Here is an 18,027-nt window from a genome sequence, read left to right on the forward strand (position 1 = left end):
CAACCAACTCCTTCTTTACTTCCACAAGTTCCTGCCGAGTAAAGTTGCTGCTCAATTATGCTGCTTAAAACCCACGAATTTATACAGTTTGATTTCCCAAATTGAATTAGTCTGCTGTCTGCTTCTTTTGAACTCTAACTCTTTGATGTCAATGGGTTTTACTTTCTTGTAATTTGCGATCGCCCCGTGGTCGATTACAAAACAATTCCATTTGGATTAATCAGAAATAGATTAGCATTACCATTAGCTTTAAGTAAGCCGTCAATATTAGAAACTGACGCACTTGTTACTCTGCTAATAATGTTTTCAACGCTTGCATCATTTTCAAAGAAAGCAGTTTTGCCAGTGAGTATAGAGAATTCGCCAAAACTATGAAACAAATTACCGCCAGCTTGAGTTCCTCCAGTAATGTTAAAGGTGTCACCCTCTCTTGTAACGCTAGAGTTATTAGGTAAAGTGCCATCTGGAGTAATTTGAGCGCTTGCATAATCAACGGTACAAAAGCTGACACCGAAAGCGATAGCCGATAAAGCACCCCAATGAGTAAAACCCAAATCTGACATTGCAAGCCTCCAATAATAGCAGCAGCAAAGCTTAGTTAAGCATAAATCAAGTTACTAACTATTTAGTAGCTAGTAGTTAGGCTACTAAGTTTTCACCCAACAACTCCGGTTTTTCGCAAGAACTTGAATAATTTACAAAACTTTACTTTATAAAGTTCTCAAGCTACCGCTCACGCTACCTCTCCCAATCCACCAACACCTCATCCACAATCGCAATCCCCCACTGTGGAAACTTCGCCAGCAATTTCTTGATCACAATCTGCAAAGCCGGATCGTCATTCCAGCACTCTTGCAAGAATTCAAAACCCGGATTCTCCCCTGAATTCGCCGCAACTTTGAGTCTCTGCATACGCTCCGGTCGCAATCTAGGATTGTCGCCATGATAAGATGATTGTCATTGTATTGAGTAGCCGTAAAGTGCAACTGATTCAGCATCAGGATGCTTATAGCTTCAACAAGAGAGTGCGTGATTTCTTAATGGGTAATGAAGCGTTGCATCATGCTATGCTCTCCCAGTGCTATGCAATTACTCAGGCAGCGGAACTGTTGAAGCAATGCCATGACCTACTTACTCTAGAATCCAATGGAGAAGTCATCGGTGTGGCGATAAATCGTTTAGGCAACTCGGTTTCGATTTCAATGCTGAATGAGCTAGGCGGAGTCGATTTACTAGTGCAACATTTGAAGCGACATAATACTTTGTCAATGGTAAATGCTCCAACAGATGTAGCTCAAGGCTTTGCCCAAATCTGGACTCAGCACACTGGGCAACCCCATACGCCTGAAATGACCCTATCTGCCTATCGCTTGGAACAGCTTGGCTCTTTCACCTGGGCAGCAGGTCAATTACGAAAAGCAGCTGTTGCTGATATACCTCTGGTTAGCCAATGGTATGCTGCTTTTTGCGAAGAAGCCTTGGGCAGGCCAACTACCGCAACTACCGATAGTCAGAATTGGGCAACTCGTCAAATTAATCAGGGTCATGCCTTTGTCTGGCAAGATAGTGACCCAGTTTCGATGGGATGTAGAATTGGACAGACTGCCAACGGATTTCGAGTCTCAATCATCTTTACTCCAAAAGAACACCGCTACAAAGGCTATGGAAAAACCTGTACGGCAGCACTGACTCAACAGTTACTTTCTGACGGTCAGCGTTACTGCTTTTTGTATGCTGATAAAAATAATCCTTTAAGCAACTCAATGTATGAAGCAATCGGCTATAAACTGATGGGAGAGACGCAAAGTTATCGTTTTGCTACTGCTGACTAATTTATAGAGTTGTGTCAAATCTCCATCTAAATCACCCCTCTTGCTAAAAGTTAAGAGATCCCTTGCCTCTTCTTCAAACTACATAAGAAATTATCTTGGCTGATGGTGGGCTAAATTTAACCGAGTAATAGCATTCAACGTATAACTTTAAGAAAATTTTCTATTGATTACGGAATTGAAGTGATGGAAGAGCGATATATGCACATAGAACTTCACAAGTTCATTATTTATCTTAAAGAAAAATAACTCATGTCTAAAATGGCACTCCAAAATATTGAAAATATTGGTAATCCTTTTACTAAGCTGAAGTTTCGTCATTTGCTGCTGCGCTTTATACTTTTATCCCTACTTATTGGCTTTCTATTAGGAATTTTTCTAGCAAGCAGCAGTTTAAAATTAAACCAACAAGACTTAGTAGTAACAATCTATGTCATTCAGTTTGTTTTACTTTGCCTTTGGTTGTTAAGAGACTTCCAACGCTTGAAAGTCAAATTTAAGTATGTCGTAGGTAATCTTCCAAAAAACCAGAGATGGTTGCGGTTAGTGGGCTTGGTTCTCCTTACCATAATGTTTTCCATTGGTGCGGGCTTGTTGTCATTTTACTTACTGTCATTGGCGGCACCATCTTTTGTTGAACAAGCCCTACGTGATGTTGCCAACAATCCATCTGTTGATAGGTCTAACTCATTTGAGTCTAATTTGCTCACGAGTCTGGCGTATTGTTTAGTAGCCCCAATCACAGAGGAATTCATCTTTAGAGGAGTTATTTTACAACGTTGGGCAACCAAATGGGGAATCCGTGCGGGTTTATTGTCATCATCGCTGCTTTTCGGTTTTTGTCATCCCAATAATCCGATTGGATTGTCGTTAGTCGGAATTATTTTAGGGGTGCTTTACATCAAAACGCGCTCCCTAATTGTGCCTGTTACTTTTCATGTGCTAAATAACATTTTGGCTGTGTCAATGCAACTTTTACCCTCTAATTCATTGACGTACACTCCAGCAGAACAACTGCAACAATTACGTTCTTCTTGGTGGCTTGGTATTGTACTTATGGCAATATCTTTAACTTTCTTATCGCGCTTCCTCTGGAGCAACTGGCCGAGCAAAGATACAGCCATTCCCTACTTGAGCAATGCTAACAAAAAAGAACAGTAAGGTATCAATAGTTTTCGGATACAGCGCTTACTGCTGTTATGAAATACAGTTTCTCCCTACCCCGCTATCTCCTGTACCTTTCAGGACTGAGAACGTACCTCACAATAGCGGAAACTGCTGTAAACCAATAATCTCTCTTTTAGTCTGGGAAAAGGTTAAAGGGGAAAGGTAAATTCAAACCCTTTCCCTTTCCCCTTAACCGAAAAATATTGAGTAAGGTATGGAAATACGCATTAAATTTAAGCAGGGACGGGGCATCAACAGCTTATATTGAAAACTAGTCATGAAAATTTTGCACAAGGAAACGAACTTACTGACACGAATGGTACTAAGAAAAGCTGAAATAATTGCCTGATTAAGAGGTTTAGAAAATTAATAGTCTTAAGATCGGAAATCAGAATAATCTGCAACTCTCAGTTTGCTTCTCCGTACTCCTACGGAGAAGCAAGCTTCTGCTCACACCTGCCCTGACGCTTATTCCAGTTGAGCTTTCCACATTCATACTGTTATGGGCGATCGCACAGTTTCAAGATGAGGCAGTGGCAAAGATAACCTTATTTCTTTAGTTCGGTTCCACTCTTAAATAAAATTGTGTAGCCACAAACTTAGTATCTCTCTTGGTTGGATCTGAGTTGCCTACTACCTCAGTTTTACCTACAGCAATCAAACCTTTACCAAAAATTTCGCTTGTTGCTGCGTCAAGTTGTTTTTGTGTTGTACCCGTTTGACTCAAATCGATTGACGAAACTTGAGAAATTTTCGGCTTATTTAGAACCAGATTATCTGTGGAAAAGCAAGGAGTTGTGATGCAACGAATGCCATTGTCTTTTAGTGCCACAAAAGTACCTTTTGCTGGGATATTTGTTGCGGCATAGAAAGCTTCTTTTACTCTCAAATTCCCAAACTCACCGAATCGAGGAAATGTTACTGGAACGATATTACCTCTGAGAATCACACGGCTACCATCATCATTTTGAATTTTTACCAGTTGGGAAGGTGGGACTTTCAGGGAACTCCAATCAATTGCAGACACATAACATTCGGAGCGAAAAACACCATCTAAGCAAGGAGTAGCTTTCAAATTTACCTGCTTGATAAAATATCCACCGCATATTGGAAAAGCACATTTGCGAAAATCTCTTCGCACTGTGTAATATCCCCATTGGGGAAACTCTTGATTTTCGACAGTGGCGGCAACAGAATCAGTAGTGTCTGGAGCAGAAATGTTTTGAGCAGATACTTTGGAGAAAAATCCGTTGCTAATAACTAAAGCACCTAACAGAGGAATGATTGAGTATTTGTAGTTAAGCGATATTTTGTTCATGGGAGCTTTAAATCTTGTTAAAGGGTTTAATACTTTTGTTAAAATAGGAGTTGAAAAAATTGCTGCCAAATACAAAAAAATTATACCACTATAATCTATGTAAATTTTTTGGCGAATTGTTACAATTTTCAGAATGTTTGAAGAAGAACTCAGCTATTGTGAATACATCCGTCAGAATGCAACCAGTGGAGATTCAGAACTGCTACTAAAGGCCACCAGGTTGATACAGAAAGAAATAACGGGACTAAAATCAAGTCCAAATGTAACCCTAACTAGCTTTATAAGCAGCAAACACGTCACAATTTAACTTCAACCAATCAATAAATCGACTCATACATGGCTGTTTTGAACGCATCTATTACTTCAGTAAAAGTGTTTAAATTGCTTCCAGTCCCAATCCAATGGCATTTGAACGACAATTATGAGTAACCCTCTTTCCCATCCCGAAGATCCAGACTTCCATTCATCTATTCAGGAGAATCTAAAACAGCTTTCTGCTCAGTTGGGATCTCCTTTGTCCGAATTATCAGTCATGGAAATATACCAGAATGCGTGTGATCTACTGAGCCACGTTTCCCCATCACCTCTTACTCTTGCCCGCGTTGCCGGAATATTACTGGTCTACCAAGTCCAGGGCACAGAACTAGAAGAATCTCAGTGGTTCAGCACCCAAGTGAAACAATGCTTGGACGAAGAAGAAGTTGAGGAGTTGATTGAATCGATACATCGCACGGATGCTTTGTAATCGCTGAAAAAGCGGGAGTTTCGCGCACATCGGATCGTCGCATCTCCGGCTTCCTCCCTCCTTGCAAGCTGCCGCAAACACGGCTTCGGGTGACTGAACAATTCGCAATGGGCAACTCTTGGAGACGCTAAAAGCGAACGCCCCGCTTCGGTAACGTAGTTTGCAATTTTTCTAAGTGGCAGCAGACGTACATCAATCAAGTTCCACAATTAAGCTTTGTGCCGTTTCATAAAATGCTTCAACTAATCAACTCTAGAGTATCCATAGCCCAAGCCCAGAGCGTTCATCCCTGCCAGACTCATCAAGATAAACTCTTCCTTCGGAGGCTCTTTAGGGTTATTCACCTGCGCTTTTGTAGCCGCTTGTTTGGCTTCATCAATTCAAAATTAGATTTAAAATAGAAAATCACAATATTGAACTGAATTTATAGCAGCGATATGGCGCGAATCTTATACTATGCACAGCGATCACCTTACGCTCGGAAAGTGAGAATTGTCCTGGCAGAGAAGCAGCTACCTTACGAACCCAAAGAAACAGACATTAACAATAAATCTCCAGAATTCTTGAGTTTATCTCCCATTGGGAAAGTGCCGGTATTGGTGGATGAAAATGACCTCGTTTTTTGGGATTCAACGCTGATTGTGGAGTATCTAGACGAGACTTATCCTCAGCCGAGTTTTTATCCAGGCTCGCGCATTGAGCGTTTGTGCTGTCGTCAGGGGGAAGAGTTAGCAGACAGTTTAATAGATAATGTAGTGGGATTGTGGTACGAAACCCGTAAAGGAAATGAAGCTGATTTTGGCACCGAAGCTAAATATCAGTCCAGCATTAATCGCCTTTTAGGTGTTTTTGAGCAAAAGTTGACTAACTCAGCCTACCTATTCAATGAAACTATGAGTGCTGTTGATGTGGCAGCTATATCAGGGTTGGGTTACTACAACCTCAGATTTGGCCATAATTGGCAGCAAGAGTATCCTAAATTGAGGCAATGGTTTGAGCTATTGCATCAACGTCAATCAGTTTACTCTACCATGCCAAAAGCATAAAGCAATTTAGCTGATTTTAATCACTTGAGTTTTTAGAAGACATCGTAGCTATTATATTTACCTATTCAATACAAAGGGTAACTAATGATGACCGAACGAGAATTTCCGAACTGGGAAGCGCTCTATCAAGAACAAGCCGTTGAAACCATGCCCTGGTTCAACCCTAACTTAGATCCAGATGTCGAAGAAGCGCTCCTTACCCTTGAACTAAGCAATGGTTCAGTGCTGGATTTGGGAACAGGGCCGGGAACTCAAGCGCTTGCCCTAGCCAAACGAGGATTTCAGACGATGGGAACAGATTTGTCAGAGGCGGCCATTCGTCAGGCGGCAGCAAAGGCAAACAAAAAGGGATTAGAAATTTCGTTTCAGCAAGATGATATTCTCAACAGTCGTTTGGAACAATCTTTCGATTTGATTCTCGACAGAGGATGCTTCCATGTTCTGCCACCCCAAAGCTATGGTACTTACGTGCAAACAGTCGCAAGCTTATTAAAGCCTAAGTGCTACCTGTTACTGAAATGCTTCTCTCAAGAGGAAACAAGAGAACAAGGGCCTTACCGCTTTAGCCCAGAGGAGATTGGGCAAATATTCAAAGAACGATTTCATCTGCGTTTGGCCAAACAAACGGTCTATTATGGGATACTTGATCCCCTTCCCAAAGCACTCTTTTGCATCCTAGAAAAGCATTGATTTTTTTGCACAAATTTATCTATCAGCTTCACTGAGAATGAGGCTCTAGAAGATTTATAGCTTAGTCAGTGCAACAATCGCCTCATGCAACCCTTTTTCAGCATTGGGGAAAGGCACGGCAGAACTTTCACCCTCATTACCCCTGCAACAATTGCATAAAAATATGCAGCCGCAGCTTCAACAATAGAAGTGATGGCAAGTTTATCCCGTAGAGAAGCGATCGCAGTTCCGTATGAGCGATCGCTATAATTAATCCCTAACCACAGGGATTGATTATTACAATTATATTTGTCACGGTGCTTTAGCGATTGCAGTGCTAGCCCCCTCATCCCATCTACTTTTAAACATAAAAAGTAGGTAATTGCTCTACTTAGCCATAAGTGAACAATCACCTGGGAATGAGTGTTTTTACGTTTTCACTCGTAAATGCAAACTACAAGGAGTATATTAGCAGTTTCACCTGAGGCAAATGTATTTATCTCAAAAGTTAAAACCGAACATAATATTACAGACAATGCAAATTTTCGTTGTGCGTGTCAGAGTTTGTAATCTGTTCGGCTTCAGCTAGCGAGAGTTTATCAAACGCTTGCTCTGCTTTTGATTAATATTTTAACCGTCAAGTGCAGAGCAGATGCGTTTGAACTTTTACCAAAAACCTAAGTTAGGCTTGGGGATAGCTACTTAGATGTAACGGCTAAACCAATGAATGTACCTTTAGGGACATCGGCGATTTCAGATGCAACGCCAGTAGATAAATCAATACTGTAAAGAACTGCACCAGACAGTGCATAAGCAGTATCTTTGCCTTGTGCATCTGTAAAGATGTCAAAGCCGCTGTTTGGTGCAAAGTTAACACCAAGATTGCCGATTGTTCGGAGAGTGCCATCATTAGGTGGGTTTTGCAGTACTAATACATCAAGATCGTAGTCAATGCCAAACAATTGAGTTGATGTGGCTCCGGCAACCGAGTTTGTGTAAGCGGCAGCGGTAATGTTGGGGTCAACTGTGGCGTTGACATCATCACTAGCATAGGCTAAAGGTTGATCGACGCTAACTGCACCAGTATCTACATTGGTACGGAAATTTTGGTCATTGCTACCTACTATGCGTAAGCGATCTGGCACGGGATTGAAATCAAACCCTGATTGAAAACCTCCATTAAAGCTGCTAGATAGTTTGCTCACAAACTGAGCTTGACCACTTATTAAGTTAATCGTGTATACATTGTCAGTATCTGTAACACCGTAAAGCAGACCGTTTGCTGGACGGAAATCGATACCTTGTAAGTTGCCATCAATTCCTTTAACCTTAACTGCTTTAGCAAATCCACTAGGATCTATATTTACAAGAGTATTATCTGAGGTTAAACCAACGAATCTTAAAGCAGACCATTTGCCTTTAATATTAATTTGAAGGACATCGGCTAATTTCGTGATCCCAACATCAGCTGAAATTTTGTTAGCACTCAAGCCAAGACTCGCAGTGACTACAGCAACTACAAGGGCTATTTTACGTGTGAGCAGACCTTTCATCCTAAACTCCAAGAACAGGTTTTCTAGTTTTGATTCAGCAACAAGCTATCCTTGATTAAAAAGATTGTTTTTCCAGTCACTGATGACTTTTATAACTTTGGGATAACTTAATCCCTAAAAGTTTTTCCGAGCTTTAATGTGAATCAACTAAATTCAGATGTCCAAGCGAATTTGCCAACTAAATATTTCCAAATTCAAAATGATTACTGAATCTGAACCATTAGTAGCAAGCTTTTAAAATATTTAAAAAGCTTCACTTGACAAAAAATTTAGTAGATTTACTCTGCACTACACATCAACTTACCGCCTAAGAGCTAGCTAGTCAACTGTTTGTACAAAAAATCCTACCTTTCCTACATTTCCCAATTTCAAATATTGCAAAACGATGATTTTGAATAACAAATACATAAGAAAATGTTTTATCCCTGGGTACTAAACATGGCTGAAATACGCGACTTTCATGTATTACTATGTACGACACGTAACCTTTAAATCCATCCAAATTACCAACGAAAGGAAATATTGGTAGAGACGGCGTGGCATTGGAGTGGGAACGAGTGCTGGAATACGCCAACAGTTGAAGTGCGACACCGAATAGCCCGTCGCAGACATCGATCAAAGGGTTGTTGGTTGTCGTAAACGTCGCATGAAACCACGACATGAATGGTAACTCGCTACCGATTCCAATCAACCAACACCCCATCCACAATCGCAATCCCCCACTGCGGAAACTTCGCCAGCAATTTCTTGATCACTATCACCAGCGCCGGATCATCACTCCAGCACTCTTGCAAGAAGTCAAACCCCGGATTCTCCCCTGAATTCGCCGCTCGATTCAGTTTTTCCCTTCTTACAGGTCGCATATTTGACCTCGCAACAATCGCCTCATGCGACCATTTTTCAGGATTTGGCACGGGCGCGGCGGAACTTTCACCCTCATGATCCGCTTTGACTTCTCTACCCGAAACTGAACTTTCAGTCATTAACTCAGCAGAGGGGCGACTCGGTTCTATTTTCTGATCTGCGATCGCTGAAGTTGAAGATTTTTCAATTTGGGCAGGCGACGCGGCGGAACAAGTACCTTCATGAACTGCTTTGATTTCTACACCCAAAACTGAGTTTTCAGCCAACAGCGAAGCGGAATTACTTTGTTCTACTTGCCCCTGAGTTTGATTAGCGATCGCCAAAGTTGAAGGAAATTCATTTTGGGCAGCAGACGCGGCGGAATCAGCGCCTTCATGACAGTCTCTCACTTCCTTGCCAGAATCGCAACTCGTCTCGAAAATACCTATTAGTTTTTTTCGATTGCTCCTTCCAGTGATCCCAGGCAACTATCACCTCGTCTCCTAATTCTTCTACCACCTCACCCCTTTCCACATACAAAGTACGGTATGGGTCAGCATGGGCAACGATAGACCCGATGCCAATAGTGTCTGGTTGAGAGGATGCTTTCTGGAGTGCGGTAATTAACTCTGTTTCCTCACTGGTCAATTCCGCCCAGTAATCTGATTTAATCACTTCGTACTCTTGGGCAACATTCCAATAGTCCTGCCACGTACACCCAGGTTTTGACAGTACCCGTCTAATATCGCTAATCGCTTTGGGCAATATTGACAATTGCTCGGCTCGGTAAGCGATCGCAGTTGGTGTTGGCTCAGTCCCCAGAATTATTGCCGCCGCTTCGAGCGCTTGGGTATTGTTCATAGCACTGGCTAAGTTTTTCAAAGCCATGCCCATTAAACGTAAGCATTCCTGGGCGTTTTCTTTCGGCGGTTCTGCTGCAAGCGATCGCAAATCAATTGTCTGCTCTAACGCCTGTTTCACCTGTTTGTTCAACGCTTTGGTAGCTTGCTGGGTCATGGTATTTTTCCATTGTTGAGAAGGGCGTTGTTCAACAGCGCTTTCTAATTCTTGGATACGTTGTTGGAGTTGATGATTCTCAATCTCTAACTTTTTCAACCCCTCCATTTCATCCAATCGCTGCTGCAACTGGATATTTTGCTCTTTCTGCTGCTTGTACAGATTTTGCAAGGATTGGATTTGTTCACTTACTTGTTCTTCGGCTCTGGCTGTAGCTTCTGACTGTAGCCCAATTCTCATTTCCTGCTGTAAGCGCTCTAACTCTTGCTTGTGTTGCTCTTTGAGTGCAGCGATCGCCTCAGAGTATTGTGATGGATAACTTGGCTCTGTGGGGAATGGGACACTGTGGGCATCTAAATCAGCATTGTTGATCAGCAGCCTCTCACCATCAGCAAAAGTGACAATCTGTTGCCAGCGATTTGGTGCCTCTGCCTCAATGGTTCCCTCTTCTCCATATCTTGGATGGGACTGTTGTGAAACCGTGACTTTAGCAAATTGAGGAACCACTGGTTCTTCAATTTTGGGAACCATTGGTTCCTGAATAGACTGCTTTTTGCGTGGAAGTTGAGGAACCACTTTTTGGGCAGCAGCAGCAAAATCTGATTCACCAGGAGAGGGATTATCTTTCAGAGCGAGCGTTACAGCAGCTTTAAGCTTTTCTGGTTCCTTGACTAAGCGGAGTAACGGACGAGCCTGACGCTCATTTTTGATGTGTCCGCCCAACTCGCCAACCGCGTCTATGACCTTTTTGGCTCCTAGCAGTTGGTTGATTCGTCGGTATCCACCCCAGGCGTATAATTCACGCTGGCAATATTCTTCAAAGTTTTTATATCCAACTTGCAGGTAAAGCTGTTGTTCCCTCATCTGGAGAATTTCATCTACCGCTTGCCACTCGAATCTGTCGATGGCGGTGAAGGTTTCCTGGATGCTGGTGTTGAGGTTGCTGTAGTCCAGCGTCGTTGTTTGTTCTCTATCTAGTGTCAGCATATCTCTTGCCCACTATGGTAAATGCTTGAAAATTGAGGTGTTGCAGTTTAACCAAAGTGAACAAGAGCAGCTGATTTGGAGGGTTTTTCCAAAAATGTGTCAGCATTATAATTAGCTCACTTTGTGATCAACGGATTGAGCAGGTGATCGCTTGGCTTTGGACGGCGGGCGATCGTCTTATGCTGCTATATCTTGTGTTTCGGGTTTACTAGTTTTAGAATCTTGACGTTTTTCCTTGGTAAGCAATTCAACCTTTTGTGGTTTTTCGTTAGCTTCTTGTGGCTCGTCATCTGGGATATAAATAAGTAAATCTCCGGGCTGACATTGAAGATATCGACAAATAGCATTCAGCCGCTCAGGCAACATTCGAGGCATAAAGTCAGTTTTCCGCAATCGATGTACTGAAGTTGCAGTTACCCCTATTGCTTCGGCTAAGTCTTTATTCCTAATTCTCTTTTGAGCCATTACTTCATTGAGTTTCCAGCGAATCACCATTGTTTCCATGATTTCATTACTCCTCAATACTAATATTTGTATTTACCTAGCAATTATTTATCTTCTCACTTTATTTAGTTTAACATACGTGAGACTATATATTTTTATAGTTTAGCTATAATGAAGTTCCTTTTAAATCTAAAATATTATATTTATAAGTTGATAAAATATACTTACACGTATTATATTAATAGTTACGAGGAATAAACTGCAACTTCTTACTCCCAGTAAATAAAGAGCGCTTTATAAATTTCAACCATGAAAACTGAGCGGACAAGACACCCAAAAGTAGCGGTTGATAGGAAAGCTATTGAAGCTGTACACATCACTGAATACTATTTGTCTCCGTCTTAGTAATACTCAAACACCACTGGCTTTGAGCAACGAATTTAAAGCGACACCAAATGCAGTTGAAAGCGTTGCGCTAAACCACAACGTTATTTCCACATAGATAAAGACGACCGCTACTGTCTGGAAAACTTCTGCGATCGCCTTTTCCCTCTTATCAAGGAACTCTATTATGACCTATGCAACACTGACACAGCAAGCAATTGTCGGTTCTTCTGTTGAGGAGCAATCTAGAACCCAAGCCGAAGCTGTAGCCCCCACCCAAGACCCCTTGACATCTCGTGACCGTCGCATCATTGGCGAGATTATCGAAGTCCAACCCGAATCCGTCCGTACTATCTGGATCGAAGGCGGGATTACAGTATGGGTGCAGTTAGTCGGTGGCGGACGACTACCCTTCGACAGAAACTGGTTTGCTACAAGAGTTGCAGAGGTCAAAGCAACGCTACCAGAAACTCCACGGGAACGGAATCAGCGATTGGAATCCGAGTTGAAAGAAACTTGCACTGTTTTCGGTTTGTACCACGGTGAGATTGACTATCTAGTATTCAGTACGAAAGTCTATCGCCAGGGCAAGTTAGTTGGCTTCGTTGGCTGGGATGAAGAGGGTTGGTACGCAAGACCCAGACAGTACGGAGTCAATCGTGTGGCTCCGAGTGCTGAACAAGTGATTGCGTCGTTGGGAGTCAGAGCGACAGTAGCGGCGTAAGTTGTTGAAGTGAGAAAGGCGATTGCTCCCCCAAGGAAATGCAATCGCTTCTAAATTCCATTGCTTGTGCTTAACAAGCATTGATCATCACACAAAGTACACCAGGCAACCTCTCCCTTGAAGTAGGTGATTGCCAAGAGAAAATTCTCCTACCTGCTACAGATGTGAATGCAGGGGTGTAAGAAATCCTTAGTCTTGGAAGTGAGAAAAAGCGATCGCTTCCCCAAGAGAAACGCAATCGCCAGTGGGTCTAGTCAAGAATAAACACAATCATGGCACAAAGTACAGCAGATAACCCCACCCTTTAAGATTCGGGTTTCGATAGCCATCAACTGAAAATTATGCGCCCTCCAGCAAATCCAAACGCAGAGGTGTAAGAAATCCCTGAATTGAAAAAGGCGTAGGCATCGCAGCCGTTTGGGCGCTTTCTATCGACGTTTACGCTTGCGTTTAGGTGCCCCCAAAACTATTACTGCTACCGCCCATAAATTGGCACGTATGTTCTACTGTATGTGGACTACAACAGGGCTTTATACTGACCCAGGCATGGACTACTACGAGAGAAAATACAACGAGCAAGTCCTAAACAATCTCAAGAAAAAAGCTCATACTTTTGGTCTTGAACTTGTGCCAATTTCTCAATATCCGCAAAATACTCATCCTCTCCAACCCTTGCTACATAAGCCTTACGCCAAGTGTTTCTTGAAAGAGGGATAAAAATCTTATCAAAAATCAGCTAAATTATAAAATTCCCAAGCCTTGCTATTAAAGGATTCTTATACTTTAGATGCGTTTGCCCTTGGTGTCGCGTTGACTAAGCCAAGTGGCAACTGGGAGTCCCAGCAAAAAAAATAGAGAACTATTTGGTTCAGGAACTGAAGTAGTGACAATAGGTGTCACAGTAATATTATCAAGCCCCATAGGATTAGAGCAACACGTTAGTGCCGGGTTAGTTAGAGAGATTGTCAGACTGTCGATTGAGTAATTCGAGTTCGAGTTGACCACAGTTTGAAAATTACCAAAGGTGTTTGGAACCGTACCTTCAAAAGAAAATATTGCCGTTGAATTCAAGAATCCCGTTATTGAATAAGGGATTGGAGTCACGCTGGAATAAAGATCGATCGAACTGAATGTAAACGGGGAGTCATCATTTGTAATTTGAATTGTAGAAGTCAGCGAGTTCTGACCAGCCTCATTCGTAAACTGTATGAAGGGAGCAGGATTACCGTATGAGCCAGTTGTAACCCAAGGACCGGAAATCGCCGAAGTTGTAAAACCAGATTCAGTATAGGTTGATAGCGTCCCTAAAGATGCTTGCTCAAACGTAATCGTCGCTGCCGATACCGTTTGATGCATTCCAAGCAGCAGACCAAGTAAAGTAACTAAGCGTGCAGCAGGAACTATCGGTACTAAAGATTCAAAAGTCAAAGCAAAAGAACTTTTCCAAAAATAAATCTTCTTCATTTCTTCCTCTAAAAGCGAGTAAAACAAATTTCTCTAACTATTTTGAAGTGATAGGATGTTGAACAATCACAAATTGCAGGTTTTGATTTGAGCAGTGACATACTAGCTATCAAACATAAATCTATTTGCTGCTCATCACAAGCATAGTTAACATTTTGACAGGAAAGGCGCACTTCGCCACTACACAGATTGTTTGCCTCTTTTGGACAAATACTCGCTTTGTATGAAGAGTGCCAAAAATCACCTCATCCACGGCACCCACTCAGATGCAGATGATACCAGTTGAGCAAACCCGTCGGGGTAAACCTCCTCAAACTCGACCATCACCCCCCCACCTTTCATCACTCGTCAGCGTACTGAGTAGTTCTTGTACCATGCCTATTCCTGATTCTACCTTTTGGGTAACTAAGTGAGCATAATATTTAACTTGCCGACACCATTCATTATTGAGGCTTTCGTTTGTGTCCATACTCCCCGATTATCACTTCCATCTCCATTATTGGTGGGTGTGGACGAAAGATTAGTAGGAATTAGACAAAAATTAAGCCCAAATGTAACCCAAGCTAGCTTTATAAGGAGCAAATACGTCACAGTTCAAGTTCCAATACTTGTCGGTTAAGGGGAAAAGGGGAAACAAAAAACCTTTAACCCAAACCCAGTAACCTTTTCCCAAAACCCAATTCTGAGTTAAAAATGTACAAAGCGAGCAGTATTGCCTCCGTATCAATAGCCAAAATCTTTGTCATTGTTTTTCGTAGTATTTAATTCCTGTTAATCGGAAAAATGAACAAAGTAGTTAGTGAAGTACTAGACAAGTATTGAAGCACTTCTATTTATCTATCAGCTTTTTGAGGTGGGCTTTTATGCAAAATTTGGATTTTGTTACAAAACTTCGAGCTAGCTAAATCTAAAGTTTTGTAACAACAAAACCTCTTTTGCGTAAAATCCGCCCTCTGTTGCCAGAAATAAATAGAGAGGGAAAGCAAACTTTTGGAGTGCTAAATGAATCAAACCTCGCTTGATAAAATAGATGTTTTGCTTCACCAACAAGCTTCAACAGCGCAGCAATACCCGCACATGGCGAGGAATTGGGTGGGTGCAACGTTAGGAATAGCTCAAGATTGGCAGTGTTGGTGTTGTAGTTTGGCGATGGGCAGCCTTTTGATTGCTTCTTCGCCAGAGTACGTTTCTGCTCAAATTACCCCGGATGGCACTCTGCCCAACAATTCTATTGTTACACCAGATGGCAACACCCTCAATATCACAGGGGGAACGCAAGCAGGAAGTAATTTGTTTCACAGCTTTAGCGAGTTTTCTGTCTCTCCTGGCGGTATTGCTTCTTTTAATAATGCTCTTGATATTCAGAATATTATTAGCCGAGTAACGGGTGGGTCACATTCTAATATTGATGGAATAATCAGCACTAAGGGGACAGCTAACTTGTTTCTAATAAATCCAAATGGGATTATTTTTGGTCAGAATGCTTCGTTAAATATTGGTGGTTCTTTCTTGGCAAGTACGGCGAGTGTGGTCAAATTTGCTGATAGCTTTGAGTTGAATGCCACTTCTCCACAAACAACACCCCTACTGACTATAAGCGTTCCTATTGGCTTGCAATTTGAGGGAACAGCAGGAGGTATTCGTGTAGAAGGATCTTACCTGAAAATGCAACCTGGTACAACCTTAGCACTTGTGGGCGGTGATGTGACGTTGCACGGAAGTGAACGAACAGCTTTTGGACAATCGAATTTGAAAGTTCCAGGTGGACGAGTTGAGTTAGGGGGAATAGCAGGGACAGGAACTGTAGGAGTAAACGTTGATAGCAACAATGTGTTTTTAAGTTCTTCCAATAACCCAGCAGCAACAGAAATCTCCGCTCCAGAATTATTTTTGAGTTACCCTGATAACGTCGCAAAAGCAAATATTTTCGCTTACCAAAGCTCTGTTGAAGGCAATTCAATTCAGTTACAAGGCAAGCAAATTACACTTACTGGCGGTTCAGGAATTCTTGCAACAGATTTCTCGTACCTTAACCTTTTAACAGGCAATCCGATAACTTATGTAAGATCCCCACAGGGAGGAAATGTAAGGATTAATGCAGAGATATTGAGTGTTCGTGATGGATCAGCGGTAACAGCAAGTTTGACGAATCAATTCTCTGTACCTGGAGCAAAGTTAACAGTAAACGCGTCTGACTCTGTGGAAGTAAGTGGTACTAGTAATATAAGAGTTGCTAGTTTTGCTAACACAAGTGAGGAATTGACACTTTCTACCAAAAGGTTAATTCTTCAAGATGGAGGAAAAGTAACTGCTTTTGCTGCTAGGAACAGTCCCCAGGGAGGAGGGAATTTAACTATAAATGCCTCTGATTCTGTAGAAATAACAGGTCTATCGAAAGAACGGTTTAGTGGTTTTATACTATTCAATGATTTCTCAGAAGATGGTCGTTCAATAAGTGGCATATTTTCCACTGTTTTCAATGTTGGAGATGCTGGAAATATAAATATTAACACCAAACGACTGCTGATTCAAGATGGAGCGAGAATTTCAGCTTCTAGTTTTAGCATTGGGAAGTCCGGAAACATAAACATTAATGCTTCCGACTCAGTAAAATTGAATGGAACATCAGCAGATGGTCTGGTTAGAAGTGGTTTGTTTGCTACAGCAACCTTTAGCAGTGGTGGTAACATAACAATTAAAACAGAATACTTGAATGTCCAGAATAGGGCACAAGTTACTGTTGCTAACCAGCCTTTTTTTGAAATGAGTAGCATCAACAGTAACTCAGCAGGAAATATTGATATCCAGGCTGACAATATTTATCTCAACAATCAAGCCGTTTTAGATGCTAACTCTTTCTCTGGAGAAGCGGGAAATATTAGCTTACAGGCAGATATGTTGTTGTTACGGCGTAACAGCAACATATCTGCAACTAGTGGTATTCCCAGATTCTTCACATATAACTCAATAGTCAGAACTGACCAGGACGGCAATGTAATCGTCGTCGGCACCGAAACTTTAGACTTTTCTTCCCCCGGACAGGACGGCAATATAAACATCGACACCAAATTTTTAATCGCTGTCCCATCAGAAAATAGTGATATTGTTGCAACTGGCTTTGGGCGAACTCCTGGTAGTAATGTTCAAGTCAATGCACAAGGAATTTTTGGCGCTCAATTTCGGCAACAGTTAACTAATAAAAGTGACATTGTTGCAACTGGACAGATCACATTAAACACGCCTGGTATCGACCCCGACAGTGGTTTGATTGAGTTGCCAACAGTACCAGTTGACACCCAACTAGCCCAAGGCTGCTATAGTCCAGGTTACGCCCAAAACCGATTTGTGATCACCGGACGCGGCGGTTTACCATTTAATCCTAAAGACATTCTCACTCCTGATGCAAGCCAAACAGATTGGGTGCCTTTTAAACCCACTAACAACAACCGTTCCCTACCACCTGTTACCAGTAAACCGACTATCTCCGCTCCCAAACGTATTGTTGAAGCTACAGGTGCAGTACTAAATGCCAAAGGACAAATAGTCCTCAGTGCTAATTCATCCACCGCGACTCCTAATACTTTCAACCAAAACTCAACTCAGTGTTATGGTAGCTAAAGTTACCCAAAGTGTTGCTATATCCTGTCTGCTCATGTTATAGCGGTTCCTGATTGAGTGCAATACGATATGAGATAATGGAGTATATTAACACTAAGTAGCTGTGGAATGAAACCTTACTCCTGTGATCTGCGCCAGAAAGTGATCAATGCACATAACAATAAACAAGGCTCTCAACGACAACTGGCAAAAAGATTTAGCGTCAGCTTGAGTTTTATT

General features: G+C 41.9%; 18 protein-coding genes. 8 read left to right on the plus strand and 10 right to left on the minus strand.

All coding sequences use genetic code 11. The annotated features are described in order from the left end of the window. Positions 1 to 194 precede the first annotated feature (194 nt). Together H6G97_RS32110 and H6G97_RS32115 are read right to left on the minus strand one after the other, a co-directional pair. Entirely contained in the window at positions 195 to 563 is a 369-nt protein-coding gene (locus H6G97_RS32110; protein WP_190944521.1) for a two-partner secretion domain-containing protein, read from the minus strand. 175 nt (positions 564 to 738) lie between these two features. After that, positions 739 to 912: a hypothetical protein gene (locus H6G97_RS32115; protein ID WP_242055495.1), complete on the minus strand. Its 174-nt coding sequence runs from the start codon at positions 910 to 912 to the stop codon at positions 739 to 741. A 38-nt stretch (positions 913 to 950) separates the two neighbouring features. Between H6G97_RS32115 and H6G97_RS32120 the strand changes: the two genes are divergently transcribed. Continuing rightward, positions 951 to 1,832 carry a GNAT family N-acetyltransferase gene (locus H6G97_RS32120; protein WP_190944523.1) on the plus strand — a complete coding sequence of 294 codons (882 nt, stop codon included), beginning with the start codon at positions 951 to 953 and terminating at the stop codon, positions 1,830 to 1,832. A gap of 249 nt (positions 1,833 to 2,081) precedes the next feature. Continuing rightward, on the plus strand, positions 2,082 to 2,990 hold the full coding sequence (locus H6G97_RS32125; RefSeq protein WP_242055496.1) for a CPBP family intramembrane glutamic endopeptidase: 909 nt from the start codon (positions 2,082 to 2,084) through the stop codon (positions 2,988 to 2,990). Between the two features lie 562 nt (positions 2,991 to 3,552). On the opposite strand, the gene H6G97_RS32130 is transcribed toward H6G97_RS32125, so the two are convergent. Then, positions 3,553 to 4,314 (minus strand): DUF6748 domain-containing protein, encoded by a 762-nt coding sequence (locus H6G97_RS32130; RefSeq protein WP_190944524.1) that lies wholly within the window; start codon positions 4,312 to 4,314, stop codon positions 3,553 to 3,555. Between the two features lie 421 nt (positions 4,315 to 4,735). Here H6G97_RS32130 and H6G97_RS32135 point away from each other — a divergent pair, with 421 nt between their 5' ends. The 3 genes from H6G97_RS32135 (at position 4,736) to H6G97_RS32145 (ending at position 6,795) form a co-directional block, all read left to right on the plus strand. Next, positions 4,736 to 5,059 (plus strand): hypothetical protein, encoded by a 324-nt coding sequence (locus H6G97_RS32135; protein ID WP_190944525.1) that lies wholly within the window; start codon positions 4,736 to 4,738, stop codon positions 5,057 to 5,059. A 437-nt stretch (positions 5,060 to 5,496) separates the two neighbouring features. Next, positions 5,497 to 6,105, plus strand: a complete 609-nt coding sequence (locus H6G97_RS32140) for a glutathione S-transferase family protein (RefSeq protein ID WP_190944526.1) — start codon at positions 5,497 to 5,499, stop codon at positions 6,103 to 6,105. Between the two features lie 84 nt (positions 6,106 to 6,189). Further along, positions 6,190 to 6,795, plus strand: coding sequence for a class I SAM-dependent methyltransferase (locus H6G97_RS32145; protein WP_190944527.1), 606 nt, complete (start codon positions 6,190 to 6,192; stop codon positions 6,793 to 6,795). Positions 6,796 to 6,860: 65 nt separating this feature from the next. On the opposite strand, the gene H6G97_RS32150 is transcribed toward H6G97_RS32145, so the two are convergent. The 5 genes from H6G97_RS32150 to H6G97_RS32170 form a co-directional block, all read right to left on the minus strand. Beyond that, entirely contained in the window at positions 6,861 to 7,187 is a 327-nt protein-coding gene (locus H6G97_RS32150; RefSeq protein ID WP_190944528.1) for a hypothetical protein, read from the minus strand. Between the two features lie 285 nt (positions 7,188 to 7,472). Beyond that, positions 7,473 to 8,327, minus strand: a complete 855-nt coding sequence (locus H6G97_RS32155; RefSeq protein WP_190944529.1) for a DUF4394 domain-containing protein — start codon at positions 8,325 to 8,327, stop codon at positions 7,473 to 7,475. Positions 8,328 to 9,001: 674 nt separating this feature from the next. After that, positions 9,002 to 9,580, minus strand: a complete 579-nt coding sequence (locus H6G97_RS53135; protein WP_242055498.1) for a hypothetical protein — start codon at positions 9,578 to 9,580, stop codon at positions 9,002 to 9,004. Continuing rightward, the gene (locus tag H6G97_RS32165) at positions 9,564 to 11,174 is read right to left on the minus strand and encodes a hypothetical protein (RefSeq protein WP_190944530.1); all 1,611 of its coding nucleotides are present in this window, start codon (positions 11,172 to 11,174) and stop codon (positions 9,564 to 9,566) included. Before H6G97_RS32165 ends, H6G97_RS53135 begins: the two co-directional genes overlap by 17 nt. Before the next feature lie 177 nt (positions 11,175 to 11,351). Further along, positions 11,352 to 11,678: a helix-turn-helix domain-containing protein gene (locus H6G97_RS32170; RefSeq protein WP_199349794.1), complete on the minus strand. Its 327-nt coding sequence runs from the start codon at positions 11,676 to 11,678 to the stop codon at positions 11,352 to 11,354. Between the two features lie 511 nt (positions 11,679 to 12,189). Here H6G97_RS32170 and H6G97_RS32175 point away from each other — a divergent pair. Further along, on the plus strand, positions 12,190 to 12,726 hold the full coding sequence (locus H6G97_RS32175) for a hypothetical protein (protein ID WP_190944531.1): 537 nt from the start codon (positions 12,190 to 12,192) through the stop codon (positions 12,724 to 12,726). A gap of 510 nt (positions 12,727 to 13,236) precedes the next feature. Then, on the plus strand, positions 13,237 to 13,443 hold the full coding sequence (locus tag H6G97_RS32180; protein ID WP_190944532.1) for a hypothetical protein: 207 nt from the start codon (positions 13,237 to 13,239) through the stop codon (positions 13,441 to 13,443). Positions 13,444 to 13,509: 66 nt separating this feature from the next. Here H6G97_RS32180 and H6G97_RS32185 read toward each other — a convergent pair whose 3' ends face one another. Further along, entirely contained in the window at positions 13,510 to 14,190 is a 681-nt protein-coding gene (locus H6G97_RS32185; RefSeq protein WP_190944533.1) for a hypothetical protein, read from the minus strand. Positions 14,191 to 14,500: 310 nt separating this feature from the next. Continuing rightward, positions 14,501 to 14,659 carry a hypothetical protein gene (locus H6G97_RS32190; protein WP_242055499.1) on the minus strand — a complete coding sequence of 53 codons (159 nt, stop codon included), beginning with the start codon at positions 14,657 to 14,659 and terminating at the stop codon, positions 14,501 to 14,503. Positions 14,660 to 15,192: 533 nt separating this feature from the next. Here H6G97_RS32190 and H6G97_RS32195 point away from each other — a divergent pair. Further along, positions 15,193 to 17,808, plus strand: a complete 2,616-nt coding sequence (locus H6G97_RS32195) for a two-partner secretion domain-containing protein (protein WP_190944534.1) — start codon at positions 15,193 to 15,195, stop codon at positions 17,806 to 17,808. The last annotated feature ends 219 nt before the right edge of the window (positions 17,809 to 18,027 follow it).

Source organism: Nostoc flagelliforme FACHB-838, from assembly GCF_014698065.1.
Taxonomy (GTDB): Bacteria; Cyanobacteriota; Cyanobacteriia; order Cyanobacteriales; family Nostocaceae; genus Nostoc; species Nostoc flagelliforme_B.